We start from the raw sequence: 13,489 nt of genomic DNA, 5'->3' as shown, positions 1-13,489 counted from the left end.
CGGGGCCGGCGGACGCGGGGTCCTGGGCGGCGCCGGACGCGGTGTCCGGTGCGGTGTCCGGTGCGGTGTCCGCCGGTGGCCCGGTCCGCTGCCGCGCCTGGTCGGCCAGGCCCTCGACGGTCACCACCTCCCGGCCCTCGACCTGCCCGGCGGCCACCAGGCACGCGCACACGGAGTCGCCGTCGAGCCGCACGGTGCACGAACCGCACTCGCCCTGCTCGCAGGCGTTCTTGGAACCGGGCAGCCCCATGCGCTCACGCAGTACGTAGAGCAGGGACTCGCCCTCCCACACGTCGTCCGCCTCGTGCCGCCGTCCGTTGACGGTGAATGTCACGCGCATCGGGAGCCTCCCGCGCTCTCGTCGGTGCCCGCGCCGGCGCCGTCGCCGCCGCTCCGGTACTCCTCCCAGACCCAGCCCAGGGTCCGCCGGGCCATCACGCCGACCGCGTGTCTGCGGTACGCGGCGCTGCCCCGTACGTCGTCGATGGGGCTGCACGCGGCGGAGCACAGTTCGGCGAACCGCGCGGCCACGGACGGCCGGAGCACCGCACGGCTCTCCCACAGCCGCTCCTCCTCCAGGGCCGCGGTGAGGAAGTCCTCGGCGGCGGAGGCGCGGAAGGGCGTCGGCGCGGCGGAGCCGACGGCGGCGCGCACGGTGCGGTCCGCGGGGTGCAGCGCCACGGAGAAGCCGCAGACCGCGATGACCATGGCGTTGCGGGTGCCGATCTTGGAGAACTGCTGCGGCCCGTCCGCCTTCTTGATGTGCACCCGCCGGATCAGCTCGTCCTCGGCGAGGGCGTTGCGCTTGACGCCGGTGAAGAACTCCTCGACGGGGATACGGCGTGAGCCCCGTACGGACTCCGCCTCGACCTCGGCGCCGGCCGTCAGCAGCGGCGGATGCGAGTCACCGGCGGGCGAGGCCGCGCCGAGGTTGCCGCCGACGCTGCCGCGGTTGCGGATCTGCGGCGAGCCGACGGTGTGCGCGGCGAGCGCGAGGCCCGGCAGCTCACGGCGCAACTGCCGGATGATCCGCGTGTAGGGGACGCAGGCGCCCAGCGCCACGCTCTCCTCCCCCGTCTCCCATTCGTGCAGCTCGGCCACGCGGTTCAGGTCGAGCAACTGAGCGGGACGGCGCTGATCGAAGTTGATCTCGACCATGACGTCGGTGCCGCCCGCGATGGGCACGGCGGAGGGATGCTCGGCCTTCGCGGCGAGCGCCTCCTCCCACCGGGCGGGACGCAGGAACTCCATGGGCTCTTCTCGTTTCGCTTCGGGTGGCTGACGGGTGCCGGTGACGGTGCCGGGTGTGCGGGTGCGGTGGTGCGGGAGGCGGCGGACGGACGGCCTCCCCGAAGGCGTATGCGGTGCGGGCATGGTTCCGCTTCTGTACACGGTTCAGTACACCGAGCCATGCCCCGTCGCGTGCAGTCACCGAAACCATGAAGCTCTTGCCAGCTCGCCACCACGGTCTTGTAGATTCGCACGAACGCCGCCGGGCAGGCCGCTCGCGGCATCACACGGGGACAGGCCAACGGGGACAGACCACACGGGGACCATCGTCACGGGTACGACCGCCCGACCCTCAACTCCCGCCCCGCCACCTCATACCACGGCACACACAGAAGGCGGCGAACGACCATGCGGCTGCGTGCACTCCTGGAGACCGGCTCGCTCGGGCTGCGCCTCCTCACCGGAGAGGAGGAACTGGACCGTGGCGTGCGGGGCGTCATGACCACCGACCTGCGCGATCCCGGCCGCTATCTGTCCGGGGACGAACTCGTCCTGACCGGGCTGGCCTGGTACCGGGCGCCGGAGGACGCCGGTCCGTTCGTCGCCGTCCTCACCAAGGCGGGCGTCGCGGGACTCGCGGCGGGCGAGGCCGAGTTGGGCCTCGTTCCGGAGCCGCTGGTGAGGGCGTGCGCCGAGCACGGGCTGCCGCTGTTCGCGGTCACCGAGGACGTGGCGTTCGCGACGGTCACCGAGCATGTGCTGCGGCAGGTCTCCCAGGAGCGCGCGGGCGATCTGGCCGCCGTCGTCGACCGCCACCGCCGCATGATGTCGGGCGGAGGAGCGGGCGGCGGACCCGACGTCGTCCTCGATCTGCTCGGCTCGGACCTGGATCTGCGGGCGTGGGTCCTGTCCGTCACGGGCCGTACGGTGGCCGGGCCCGGTGCCGTGCCCGGGGCGGAGAGCGCGGAGGCGAAGGGGCGCCCGCTGCCCGACGACGTACGCTCCCGGCTCGCGGCGGCGCATCTGACCACGGTGCGTACGCCGAGTTCGGGCCACCGCTCGCATCTGCTGACCACCGGCGGCGCCACCTACTCCCTCTTCCCCGTCCGCGGCGCCGGCCCGACGGACGAAGTGCCGGGCCGCGCGGCCCTGTCCGACTGGTTCCTGGTCGTCGAGGACGACGCCCGCGACTGGCCCGAGGAGCGCCTCGACCTGCTGCACGGCATCACCCAGCTCATAGCCGTCGAACGCGAACGCCGGGACGCGGCCCGTACCGTCAGACGCCGCCTCGCCACCGAGGTGCTGGAGCTGCTGCACACCGCCGCGCCGCCCGCCGAGATCGCCGCGCGTCTGCGCGTGGCCGCGCCCGTGCTGCTGCCCGGACTGGGCAGCGCACCGCAGTGGCAGGTGGTCGTCGCACGGCTGGACGGCGTGCGTTACGAGGACGGCCGGGAGTGCCGGTCCCTCCTGGAGGAGATCCTGCTCGACCCCCGTACGACCGGCGCGGACACGGCGGACCGGGTCGCGGTGACCCACTCCGGAGGCGAGGCCGTGGCCCTCGTCCCGCTGCCCGCGCTCCCGCAGCGGGACCACGGCACGGGCGGGACGGCGGACGGAGCGGACGCGCCAGACGCGCCGAACGCGCCGGACGCATCAAGAGCCGCCCCGGCGGCGGACGTTGAGGAGAGCGCATACGGCACGGACGCGGCGCCCGCTCCCCCGGATCCGACCCCCGGCCCCGGCCCCGGTCCCGGCGGACTCGACGCGGGCACCCTGCTCGCCGCCGTACGTGAACCGCTGGAACGGGGACTGCCCGAGGGCACCCGTCTCACCTTCGGCGTCAGCGCCACTGTCCGCTCCGCGAGCGGACTGCACGGAGCGCTCGAAGAGGCCCGCCACGCACGCCGCGTCGCCGCCGCCCGCGACGGGCGGGTGTGCGCGGCCGGCCACGAGGAACTGGCCTCGCACGTGCTGCTGCTGCCGTTCGTACCGGACGACGTGCGCCGCGCGTTCACGGCCCGGCTGCTGGCGCCGCTGCGCGAGTACGACCGGCGCCACCGTGCCGAACTGCTGCCCACCCTCGCGGCGTTCCTCGACGCCGACGGCTCCTGGACGCGCTGCGCCTCCCGGCTCCACCTGCACGTCAACACCCTCCGCTACCGGATGGGCCGCATAGAACAGCTCACCGGCCGCGATCTCTCCCGCCTCGAGGACAAGCTCGACTTCTTCCTCGCGCTGCGTCTGAGCTGACGGACGGGACGGCCTCGTCCGGAGCCGCGTTCAGCACGGCCAGTGGAACCGCTCCCCGCGCGCGACGTCCTGCCAGTCCGCCGCGCTGACCCTGTGCGTGACCATGCCGCACAGCGAACGGACCCGTCCCTGCGGTGTGGTGTCGACGACGGACGTCCCGTAGCGCCCGGCGGTCACGACCTTCTCGCCGTCCGGTGCGATACGTACGGCTCCCCAGGCGTGCACCGAGGCGATACGGGGACCGACCGGCCGCCGGCTGCTCAGATCCCACAGCGTCACGGGCAGCCGCCCGGCGAGCCCGCCGTCGGGGTCGCCGACGACCGCGAGCCGGCGTCCGTCGGGGCTGAACTGCACATGGGACGCGCCCGCTTCGGGCACGAGGTCGCCGCCGGTCTTCTTCCCGCTCCGCAGATCCCGTACGGAGACCGAACGGCTGGAGTAGTACGTGGTGGCGAGCCGTCTTCCGTCCGGGCTGAACGCCATGTCGGACGCCTCGCGGACGGTGCGCAGCAGGGCGCCGGAGGAGGTGTCGTACACCCCGACCGTGCCCTGGCGGCCGGCGGCGGCGAGCTTCGTGCCGTCGCGGCTGAGAGCGGCGTGGTCGGCGAACCCGTCGGTCCTCGCCACCGTACGAGGCCGCCGTCCGGGGTCGGCCGGATCCCATGCGACGACCTTCGCGTCCCCGGTGAGGGCGGCGTACAGCTTCTTCCCGTCGGGGGAGAAGATCAGGTCCGCGACGTGGTTCTTGCTCGGTCCCCCCGCGTCGAACCGGGCGACCCGGTGGCCGTCGCGTACCCGTATGACGTCCACATGGAGCTTCAGGAACCCGTCGTCCTCCGGGTGTCCCACGGCCACGGCGAGCAGCGAGCCGTGCCGGTCGAAGGCCAACGCGCCCTTGACGCCGGTGAGTCGGAACGTCCCGGTACGGCGGCCCCTGCCCGTGTCCCATGTGCTCACGGTGTTCTCGGTGGCCGAGGCCACGGTGCGGGCGTCGGGGCTTATCGCGTAGCCGCCGTCGTGTTCCGGGACGGGCAGATGTCTGCTGATCCGTCCGGAGCGTCCCCGCTCCCAGAGCATGACGGAGCCGTCGGCGGCCGCCGTCGCATGGAGCGAGCCGTCCGGCGTCTGTGCTTCGGCGCGCGAATCGGCGGGGTCGAACTCCGGCGCCTCCTCCCCTCTGCCCTCCTCGATCGCCTTCTCGACGGTGCTCGCGGACGCGACACGGCGGCGCTCCTGTAGGTCCCACAGCTCGTACGGCTTCTCGCCTGCCTCGGCGAACACCGCGTAGCGGCCCTGGAGTACGGCCGGGCCGCCGCCGGCGTCCAGCCGGTTCGCCACGGCCTTGCCCGGCACCGGCACCCGCGGCTTCGCGTCGCCCGGCGCGTAGAGGCGGGTCTCGCCGTCGACGTTGATCAGCGCCTCGTCCCGTGCGGTGAAGGCCACGAAGCCGCTGCTGTCGGTGTCGACGTCCAACTCGTCGCTGTCGCCGTCCTGTTCGGCGTCGGAACCTTCCAGGCTCCGGAACCGGAGGGCGCCGTCGTCCTCGCGCAGGAGGGTACGGCCCGAGGGCGCCAGGTTCGCCCCGCGGCCGAACGTCCCGGCGATGCGGTGGTCGCGTACGTCCCACACCACGTCGCCGGGCTCGTTCCCGGAGCTCGGATACGCGTTGCCCAGCAGACGTCTGCCGTCCGAGCTGAGCGCACCGCCCATGAACCGCCCGGTCGGCCCGCCCGTCTCGGACGCCGCGAAGCTGTCCTTGACGCGCAGGGTCCGGGTGTCGGCCAGATCGATCCGGCTCCGGTCGTTCGCCAGCACGGCCATGGTCCGGCCGTCGGCCGACAGGGAGAGGGTGCCTCCGCCCCCGGAGTAGAGCAGACCGCCCTCCAGCACGCCCCGGCTGCGTGCCCGCCGCACGTCCCAGACCTCGGTGGACCGCCCCCGGTCGATGAGGAGGACGTCTCCCTTCCGGCTGAGGACCACTTCTTCCACGGGACTTCGGCCGCGCGGGGCGACGACGGTGCGCACCGCGTTGTACGCGTCCAGCCGCTCGGCGATGGCGTTCCGCGCCTCGGCGGTGTCGGCCTGGCCCCGGGCGGCCAGCGCGTACTGCAGCGACTTCTCCGGATCGGTGCGTGCCACATCACCGGCGAGGGCGGCCAACTTGCGGGAGAGCGCCGTACGGTACTGGTGCTCCGCGCCGGCCTGCCCCGCGGCGACCAGCCCGGACAGGGCCACGACCACCGCCGTGCCCGCGGCCAGCAGCGACCGGACGCGCATCGTCCGCCGCCGTACGGCCCGTCGGCTCGCGTCGAGATAGCGCCGCTGCTTCTCGGTGAGCCCGGCGTGGAAGTCACGCTCGTCCGGGGCGTGCCGCTCCCAGGCCTCGGCGACGGACAACTCGTCGGCCCGCAGCAGCAGTCCGTCGACACGGCCGCTCTCCCACCACTGGTGCGCGAGGACTCCCAGCCGGGAGTGGAAGGCCACCCACCGGTGGTGCTGATGGACGAAGGCGAGGATGTCCTCGATGCCCTGGGCGAGTTGCTCCTCGTCCGGCTCGGCCAGCGACAGCTTCTGGAACGCCGTCAGCTCACCCCATCCGCGCTCCCGCATGAGCGCGCTGGTGCTGCCGCGTTCCAGCTCCGGGTCGATCACGACAGGCAGGATCCGCTTGCGCAGCTCGATCGCCTGCCGGCACTCGTCCCAGCAGTGCGTGGACGTCAGGGCGTCCCGGCTCAGCAGGACGACGAAGGCGTCGGCGCCGCGCACGGCCCGTGCGATCGACTCCCGCCATTCCTCGGAGGGGTTGATCGCCTGCCAGTCCACCCACAGCTCGCCGAGCCGCTCCTCCAGTCCGGCGGAGAGCCTGCGCGCGGAGGCGGTGTCCTTGCGGGAGTAGCTGAGGAACACCTTGCTCGTGGGTTCGGAGGGCGCCTCGTACGGTCCGGAGGCGGCGCCGAACGGGTCCGCCGCCGTGCCCGCCCGCAGCAGCGCGTCCCGCAGCAGCAGGGAGCACCCGCCGGCGAGCAGCGCGGCGGCGCCCACGAGGAACGCCCAATACCACTGCCGGTCGTACGTCGGCCCGAACACGCTGGACGCGATCTGCGCGTCGATCCACCGCACGAGGCTCCCGACCCGGGGCGCGGGCTGCCGCTCCCCCGCGACGACCTCCCGCACCCGGTCGCCCAGCGCCCATGCGTAGACCCCGAACACCCCGGCGATGAACAGTGCTTTGGCGACGAGCGACGAGGAGGACCCCGCCGCGTCGCGCACCGGCGTCGGCGTCGGCGTCGGCTCGGAGCCTTCGGGCGCGCTCTCGGGACGGATCTCCACGGCGGCGGTCGCGGCCGCCGCGAGAATCCCCAGGGGCGTCAGCACGAGTACGGCCCAGAAGAGCGGCCCGCCGGACGGCATCGCCACGAGCACGCCACAGCCGACGGCCAGCAGCGTCACCGGAAGCGCGAGCGCCTGCACGTCCCCCAGCCGCCGCCACGTCCACGCGTGGACGACCCGGGTCTGCCGCATCCGCCACAGCGCCGCGAACGACGGGGACGGAAAGAAGACGGTGAACGGGATCAGCAGCCCGGTCAGCGCCAGCCAGGGCCCGAGCAGCGGAAGGAAGACGGCCCAGCACGCGAGGCACGCCGCCAGCCAGACCGCGGTCCCGCTCGACGATAAGCGCGCCAACCGCCGTCTCGCCGCGAAGAGTTCCCCCGCCACCACACGCGCACCCCCGGCCACGACCGCCCCCTCATGCCCTACCCGCCCGGCTCGCCCGGCGCGCAGTCTAGTGCGGGGCGGCGAGCCGGGCGGGGGCAGCCGAAGACCGCCCCCTCACGACTCCCACCCCAGCGCCAGGTCCACCCCCGTCCAGGCGAGGGCCGTCGCGCCGTCGCTCAGCGTGCGCTCGGCGGTCTCGCCGACGCAGTGGTCCGCGAACTCCTTCTGGTGGTTGAGCACCGGGAAGCAGCCGAGGCCGATGTAGGGGTGGATGGCCGGGACGGCCTGGGAGACGTTGCCCATGTCCGTCGACGCGCGGCACATCTGCGTCTCGGGGCCCTCGGTGACGAACTCCCGGCCCAGCGCGGCGGCGTTCCGCTCGTACAGCGCCAACGCCGCCTCGTCCGTACGGAAGTCGGAGTACGGCTTCGACTCCGGCTCGATCTCCAGGTCGCACCCGGTGGCCAGGGCGCCCGCCTCGAAGCAGCGGCGTACCTTCTCCTCGGTCGCCGCGAGTTCCGCCATGTCCTGAGCGCGTACGTACCAACGCCCCTCCGTCGTCTGCGGAATGGCGTTCGGCGCCTCGCCGCCGCGGGTGACGACGCCGTGTACGCGCACGCTGGGCGGCAGTTGCTGGCGCAGCAGGCCGATCGCGACCTGCGCGACCGTGAACGCGTCGGCGGCGTTGCGTCCATGGGTCGGGTACGCGGCCGCGTGCGCCGCCTTGCCCGTGTAGCGGATCGCCGAGTGGGAGACGGCGAAGGGGTCGGCGCGGGCGACGTCCACCGGGGCCGGGTGGGCCATCATCGCGACGTCGAGGCCCTCGAAGGCCCCGCGGTCGAGCATCTCGATCTTGCCGCCGCCGCCCTCCTCGGCGGGCGTGCCGAACACCTCGACGGTGAGGCCGAGTTCGTCGGCCCGACGGGCCAGCGCGATCGCCGCGCCCGCCGACATCGCCGAGATGAGGTTGTGGCCGCAGGCGTGCCCGATGCCCGGCAGGGCGTCGTACTCGGCCATGTACGCGATCCGCCGCGTACCGGATCCGGAACGGGCGTGGAAGGCGGTCGGCAGTCCGGCGACGTTCTCCGTGACCTCGAAGCCGTGCCGGCGCAGGAGCCCGGCGACCTTCGCGGCGGACTCGACCTCGTTCCAGGCCGTCTCGGGATTGCGGTACAAGTCCTCGGACAGCGCGGCCAGTTCAGCGTGGAGGCCGCCGACGTCGTCCTGGACGCGCCGCTTCGCCCCCTTCGCCTCACTCATCGCCGGGCACCCCGTAGGCCGGGGCCGTACCGGGGTCGATGCCGCGCGTCACATAGTCGCGGCGCTGCGGCAGCCACACCTCCAGCAGCGCCTCCAGGTCGGAGATCGGCGCCTCGCTCCAGTCGACGCGCAGATCGGTCTCGGCCCATCCCGCGTCGCGGACGACCGCGAGTCCGGCCGAGCGGAGGTCCCCGGCCTCGCCTCCGGCCGCCAGACCGGCCTTCAGCGCCGCGAGCAGCCGCTGCTCCAACTCGCCCGTGGCGGACCGGAATCCGTCCAGTACGGCGTCGACGACACCGGTGCCGGCGAGCAGGTTCCCGGCGGCCGCGGCGTCCTGCGACGTCCGCGCATGGTGCACACCGAGGGTCCGCGCGCCGGAGTGGACGGCCGGGGCGCCCCGCGCACCGATGACGGCCAACTGCCGGTAGTCCGTGGTGCCGTCGTGTTCGCGGAGCCCTGCCAGCGCCTCGTCGGCGGAGTCGCCCCCGGCGAGCCGGTCCAGGAGCCAGCCGCCGAACCGGGGGTCGGTGATGTTCTGGGACGCCACGACGCCCACACCGCACCGCAGATGGAGGCAGCGCGCCGCCACACAGGGAGAGGAGGAGGTGACGGCCATTCCGAAGGCGCCGGTCTCGTCCCTGGCCAGGATGGAGAAGGTCATGCGCGCTCCCCGAGGACGGCGGTGGCGTCGATCTCCACGAGCCACTCGGGGCGGGCGAGCGCGTGGACGACGATGCCGGTCGACACCGGGTGAACTCCCTTGAGCCAGCGCCCCATCACGCGGTAGACGGTCTCGCGGTAGCGGATGTCGGTGAGGTAGACGACGACCTTGACGACGTCCTCGAGTTCGCCGCCGGCCTCGTCGAGCAGCATGGCGATGTTCGCCATCGCCTTCTCCGCCTGCGCCTCGACGTCCCCGATACCCACGCTCTCGCGGGTCTCGAGGTCCTGGCCGATCTGGCCCCGCAGATAGACGACGCCGCCGGCGACGACGGCCTGGCACAGGTCGTTGTCGAGGTTCTGCTCGGGGTAGGTGTCCTTGGTGTTGAACGGACGGATCCTGGTGTGCTTCATGGACGTTCCCTGATCTTCGGGGGTTTCGGGCCGGGATGCCGATCTTCCGGGCGCGGCAGGGCAGTTGGGGAAGCGGGCGGTCCCGGGCGCCGTGGACGGACGTGCCGTGCGGCGGCCGGGTACGGCTACGCGGTCGCCGGCGCGTCCGGGGAGCCGTAGGCGCGGTAGGACCGGCGGATCATGATGTGGTCGGCGAGGAACCGGGCGTCGTGCCAGACGCCCCACAGGAAGCTCGATCCGCGCCGTGACTGCCACGGCAGCCCGAGGAAGAAGACGCCGGGCTCGGAGGAGATGCCGCGCCGGTGCCGCGGCCGCCCGTTCTCGTCGAACGCGTCGACCTTCAGCCAGCCGTAGTCCTGGGTGAAGCCCGTGGCCCACACGACCGAGGTCACGCCCGCCTCGGCGAGGTCGAGTTCGCGTACGGGGTCCGTCACACACGCCGGGTCGGGCCGCAGCCGGTGGGCCTCCGGCTCCTCGGGCAGGTCGAGGCCGTTGCGGGCGACATAGGCGTCGGCCTCCCGCAGCAACGAGAGGTGATTCGCGTCGCCCTGGGCGATGTTCTGCCCCAGGTCGTCGGCGAAGCGGACCTTCCCGTCCGCGTACGACTCGGCCGTACCGACCAGCGTGATGCCGTCCGCGGCGAGGTCGCGGAAGTCGACGGTGTGCCCGCCCCGTGCCCCGCTGACCGCGATGGTGACGTGCTCAGCGCCCTGGGGCGGCGTCGCCGCCTCCCACTTGTTGAGGACACCGAGCCACCAGACGAAGTCACGCCCGCGGTAGCGCCGCGGCGGCCGGTCGTGCGGGCCGACGGCGAGGTGGACCTCCCGGCCTGAGCGGCGGAGTTCGTCGGCGATCTGCACCCCGGAGGACCCGGCCCCGATGACGAGCACGGCGCCGTCCGGGAGCTGCCGCGGGTTGGCGTAGGTGCTGGAGTGGATCTGGCGCACGGGGGCCGCCTCGGGTATCACGGCGGGGATCACCGGCTTCTGGAAGGGGCCCGTGGCGGCCACCACATAGCGGGCGTGGATTGTGCCCTCCGACGTCCCCACGCGGAATCCCGGCTCGCCCACGTTCTTGGTCACGGAGGTCACCTCGACGCCGGTGCGGATCGGGGCGTCGATCTTCTCCGCGTACCGGGCCAGATAGGCCGCGACCTCTTCCTTGGTGGGGAAGGCGTCGGGGTCGCACGGGAATTCCAGATTGGGGAAACGGTCGTGCCACGCCGGGCCGTTGGCCACCAGGGAATCCCAGCGGGACGTCCGCCACCGCTCGGCGACGCGGTCGCGCTCCAGGACGATGTGCGGGACGCCGTACTCGCCGAGGTGCTCGCTCATGGCGATTCCGGCCTGGCCTCCGCCCACGACGAGGACTTCCGTCGCTGTGCTCGACATCCGTACGTACCTCCACGGGATTTCATCCGGTGCACCACCGGCCGGCGACTCGTCCGGGGAGAACTCACCGTACGGAGATCGGGCCGCGTCAACCAGAATGGATTTCCGTGGGTCCCTTCGGTTCTGTCCATACCTCCGACCGCAGAAGATGCACGGCCATCTCGATGAACGTGGCGACCCGCTTGCTCGGCACACGGTCGCCCGGTGTGACCGCGACGACGTCCAATCCCTCGTGCTGTGCCGTGAGTTCCTTGGCGACGTACGGCAGGCCCTCGTAACTGATGGTCGTCTTCGGCCGCTGGCTCAGCAGCGAATACCCCGCGCCCCGCGCGACCAGACAGCGCACCAGCTCCGAATTGGGCGTGCGGAAACGGATGTTGGGGGTCACGCCCTCCGCCTCGAAAACGGACAGGAAGTACTGCCCGCCCGGTTCGAGATCGAAGAGGATATAGGGCTCGTCCGCCAGATCACGCAAGGCGACGGATTCGGCCCCGGCGAGGCGGTGCTCGGGATGCAGCAGAACGTACGGCGGTACGGCAGTGAGCTTGGTGGCGGTGTGGCCGAGATCCGTCAGATGGTTCCGGAACCGGTAGGCGTACATCACCGCCACGTCGCTTCTGCCCTGCTCCATCTGTTCCAGGAGCGCGTGCTGTGAGCCTTCCGAGAAGTTCACGTCCACGGCCGGGTAATGGAGCATGAACTCCGTGACGATCGCGGGCAGAAGGAGCGGGGCGATCGTCGAATAGCACCCGATGTGCAGCTCTCCCGCCAGCTCCCCGCTCAGCCCGGCCACCCGGCGCTCCAGGCTGGAGACCTCCCGCAGCAGACGCCGGGCCTCGGCGAGGACCATCTGCCCGTCGCGGGTGAGCGAGAGCCCGCGCGCGTGCCGCACGAAGAGGTTGATCTTCAGCACGCGCTCCAGGTCGGCGATCGCCGAGGAGACCGTCGACTGCGAGAGGTGGAGCGCCTGCGCCGCGGCGGTGACCGTACCGTGGTCGGCGACGGCGACCAGATAGTCGAGCTGTCGCAGGGTCACGTTGATCACGAGCACTCCGTCCGCCGCGGTGCACCGACGGCGGGCGGATCCGCCGTCCGCCCCCGTCGCTGCCGCTCAGCGTACGGCTGCGGAACGCGGACGTCCTACGGGGACTCCGCCGCGGAGACGTCGGACGCGTGGAGCAGATCGGTGCCCTTGGTCTCGGGGATCGTCAGGACGGTCAGCAGGCCCACGACGCCGACGACGATGAGCGTGTAGGCGGGGACCATCGGGTCGTCCGTCGCCGAGATCAGCCAGGTGTTGATGTACGGAAGGGTGCCCGCGAAGAGGGCGCCGGCGATCGCGTACGCCATGGACAGACCGCTCTGCCGGGTGCGGGTGGGGAAGAGCTCGGCGACGGTCGCGGAGTGTGTGCCGAGGATGATCGCGAGGACGGCGGCGAGGCCAGCGGTCGCCGCGAACGCGGCGTTCCCGGAGCCCTGGCGCATCAGGAGGAAGAGCGGCACGGCGCCCACGATGAGCAGTCCGGCGGCGGTCAGCAGCACCGGCTTGCGCCCGACGCGGTCGGAGGCGATGCCCGAGAGCGGAATGAGGGCGATGGCGACCAGCGACGCCACGGTCGACAGCAGGGCGGCCTGGTCGGGGTGGAGCCCCACGATCTCCTCCTGATACGTGAGGAGATAGACGAGCACCACGTAGAACGTACAGTTCATGAACGTCTCGATGCCGATGGTCTGGAAGAACTGCGTGCGGTTGCTCTTGAAGACCTCGGTGACGGGCGACGCCGGTACGGTGTCGAGTTCTTCCAGCGCCCGGTATTCCGGGGTGTCCTCGACCTTGAGACGTATGTAGAGGCCGACGAGCGCCAGCGGAACGGTGACGAGGAACGGGATGCGCCAGCCTCCGGCGCTGATCTCCGCTTCGCTCAGCGTGGTGTGGAGCGCCCACACCACGAAGGACGCGAGAAGGAATCCGAGAACGGAACCGATCTCGATGGAAGAGGTCCCCAGACCGCGGCGCTTCGCCGGGGAGTACTCCGCGAGGAATGCGGCGGCGGAGCCGAACTCACCGCCGGCGGCGATTCCCTGGATGACGCGGGCGACGACGAGAAGTACCGGCGCCGCCAGACCGATCGTTCCGTAGCCCGGTATCAGACCGAGCAGCAGAGTTCCGGCGGCCATGGAGATGATGACCAGGGAAAGCGTCTTCTTGCGGCCGAAGCGGTCTCCCAAGTGACCGAAGATGACGGATCCCAGCGGCCGGACGAAGAACGCGACGGCGAACACGGCGAATACGGAGAGAAGGCTCGCCGTACCGTCCTGGTTGGGGAAGAAGATGTCCGCCATCGTCGTGGCCATGTAGGCGTACACCGCCCAGTCGAACCAGTGGACGAGGACGCCGATCGACCCAGCGATGACGCTGCGTCGTAGACCTTTTTGCGTGGCCCGGTCATCCGCAAGCGTGGTTGCCATCGGTGCTCCTACATCAGCGGGGATCTCCCGTAGCCGGGGGTGCGCAGCAGCGTAGGTGGCGCTCTCGCTCCCAACCAGAGGAAAAAATCGATGGTCCC

The 13,489-nt window shown here is 72.1% G+C and carries 10 protein-coding genes; 1 reads left to right on the top strand and 9 read right to left on the bottom strand.

From position 1 onward, the window contains the following. Positions 1–340 (bottom strand): (2Fe-2S)-binding protein (locus AN218_RS09075; protein ID WP_244900366.1); only part of this gene is annotated, 340 nt, incomplete at its 3' end. Further along, positions 331–1,251 (bottom strand): FAD binding domain-containing protein, encoded by a 921-nt coding sequence (locus AN218_RS09070; protein WP_070016252.1) that lies wholly within the window; start codon positions 1,249–1,251, stop codon positions 331–333. The genes AN218_RS09075 and AN218_RS09070, both read right to left, overlap by 10 nt. 387 nt (positions 1,252–1,638) lie before the next feature. On the opposite strand from AN218_RS09070, the gene AN218_RS09065 reads away from it, so the two are divergent. After that, positions 1,639–3,480, top strand: a complete 1,842-nt coding sequence (locus tag AN218_RS09065) for a PucR family transcriptional regulator (protein ID WP_070016251.1) — start codon at positions 1,639–1,641, stop codon at positions 3,478–3,480. 30 nt (positions 3,481–3,510) lie between these two features. On the opposite strand, the gene AN218_RS09060 is transcribed toward AN218_RS09065, so the two are convergent. The 7 genes from AN218_RS09060 to AN218_RS09030 all read right to left on the bottom strand — a co-directional run bounded on the left by AN218_RS09060 (position 3,511) and on the right by AN218_RS09030 (position 13,391). Further along, positions 3,511–7,164, bottom strand: coding sequence for a toll/interleukin-1 receptor domain-containing protein (locus AN218_RS09060; RefSeq protein ID WP_216311744.1), 3,654 nt, complete (start codon positions 7,162–7,164; stop codon positions 3,511–3,513). Positions 7,165–7,311: 147 nt separating this feature from the next. After that, positions 7,312–8,457 carry a M20 family metallopeptidase gene (locus tag AN218_RS09055; RefSeq protein ID WP_070016249.1) on the bottom strand — a complete coding sequence of 382 codons (1,146 nt, stop codon included), beginning with the start codon at positions 8,455–8,457 and terminating at the stop codon, positions 7,312–7,314. Further along, positions 8,450–9,118 carry a DUF1028 domain-containing protein gene (locus AN218_RS09050; RefSeq protein WP_070016248.1) on the bottom strand — a complete coding sequence of 223 codons (669 nt, stop codon included), beginning with the start codon at positions 9,116–9,118 and terminating at the stop codon, positions 8,450–8,452. Before AN218_RS09050 ends, AN218_RS09055 begins: the two co-directional genes overlap by 8 nt. Then, the gene (locus AN218_RS09045) at positions 9,115–9,531 is read right to left on the bottom strand and encodes a RidA family protein (protein WP_070016247.1); all 417 of its coding nucleotides are present in this window, start codon (positions 9,529–9,531) and stop codon (positions 9,115–9,117) included. The genes AN218_RS09050 and AN218_RS09045 overlap by 4 nt, the downstream gene beginning before the upstream one ends. 125 nt (positions 9,532–9,656) lie before the next feature. Further along, a complete protein-coding gene (locus AN218_RS09040; protein ID WP_070016246.1) occupies positions 9,657–10,922 on the bottom strand; it encodes a flavin-containing monooxygenase in 1,266 nt (421 codons plus the stop codon). 88 nt (positions 10,923–11,010) lie between these two features. Next, positions 11,011–11,967 (bottom strand): LysR family transcriptional regulator, encoded by a 957-nt coding sequence (locus AN218_RS09035; protein ID WP_216311743.1) that lies wholly within the window; start codon positions 11,965–11,967, stop codon positions 11,011–11,013. Positions 11,968–12,062: 95 nt separating this feature from the next. Further along, positions 12,063–13,391 (bottom strand): MFS transporter, encoded by a 1,329-nt coding sequence (locus AN218_RS09030; RefSeq protein ID WP_070016245.1) that lies wholly within the window; start codon positions 13,389–13,391, stop codon positions 12,063–12,065. Between the last annotated feature and the right edge of the window lie 98 nt (positions 13,392–13,489).

Origin of the sequence: Streptomyces nanshensis (assembly GCF_001751255.1) — a bacterium.
In the GTDB taxonomy this organism is placed as follows: Bacteria; Actinomycetota; Actinomycetes; order Streptomycetales; family Streptomycetaceae; genus Streptomyces; species Streptomyces nanshensis_A.
Note: the sequence above shows the minus strand (reverse complement) of the source record. Positions and strands in the feature narration are given on the sequence as shown.

Coding starts and splice junctions, on each gene's coding strand:
- AN218_RS09070 (WP_070016252.1), bottom strand. CDS start 1,251: ATGGAGTTCCTGCGTCCCGCCCGGTGGGAGGAGGCGCTCGCCGCGAAG.
- AN218_RS09065 (WP_070016251.1), top strand. CDS start 1,639: ATGCGGCTGCGTGCACTCCTGGAGACCGGCTCGCTCGGGCTGCGCCTC.
- AN218_RS09055 (WP_070016249.1), bottom strand. CDS start 8,457: ATGAGTGAGGCGAAGGGGGCGAAGCGGCGCGTCCAGGACGACGTCGGC.
- AN218_RS09050 (WP_070016248.1), bottom strand. CDS start 9,118: ATGACCTTCTCCATCCTGGCCAGGGACGAGACCGGCGCCTTCGGAATG.
- AN218_RS09045 (WP_070016247.1), bottom strand. CDS start 9,531: ATGAAGCACACCAGGATCCGTCCGTTCAACACCAAGGACACCTACCCC.
- AN218_RS09040 (WP_070016246.1), bottom strand. CDS start 10,922: ATGTCGAGCACAGCGACGGAAGTCCTCGTCGTGGGCGGAGGCCAGGCC.
- AN218_RS09030 (WP_070016245.1), bottom strand. CDS start 13,391: ATGGCAACCACGCTTGCGGATGACCGGGCCACGCAAAAAGGTCTACGA.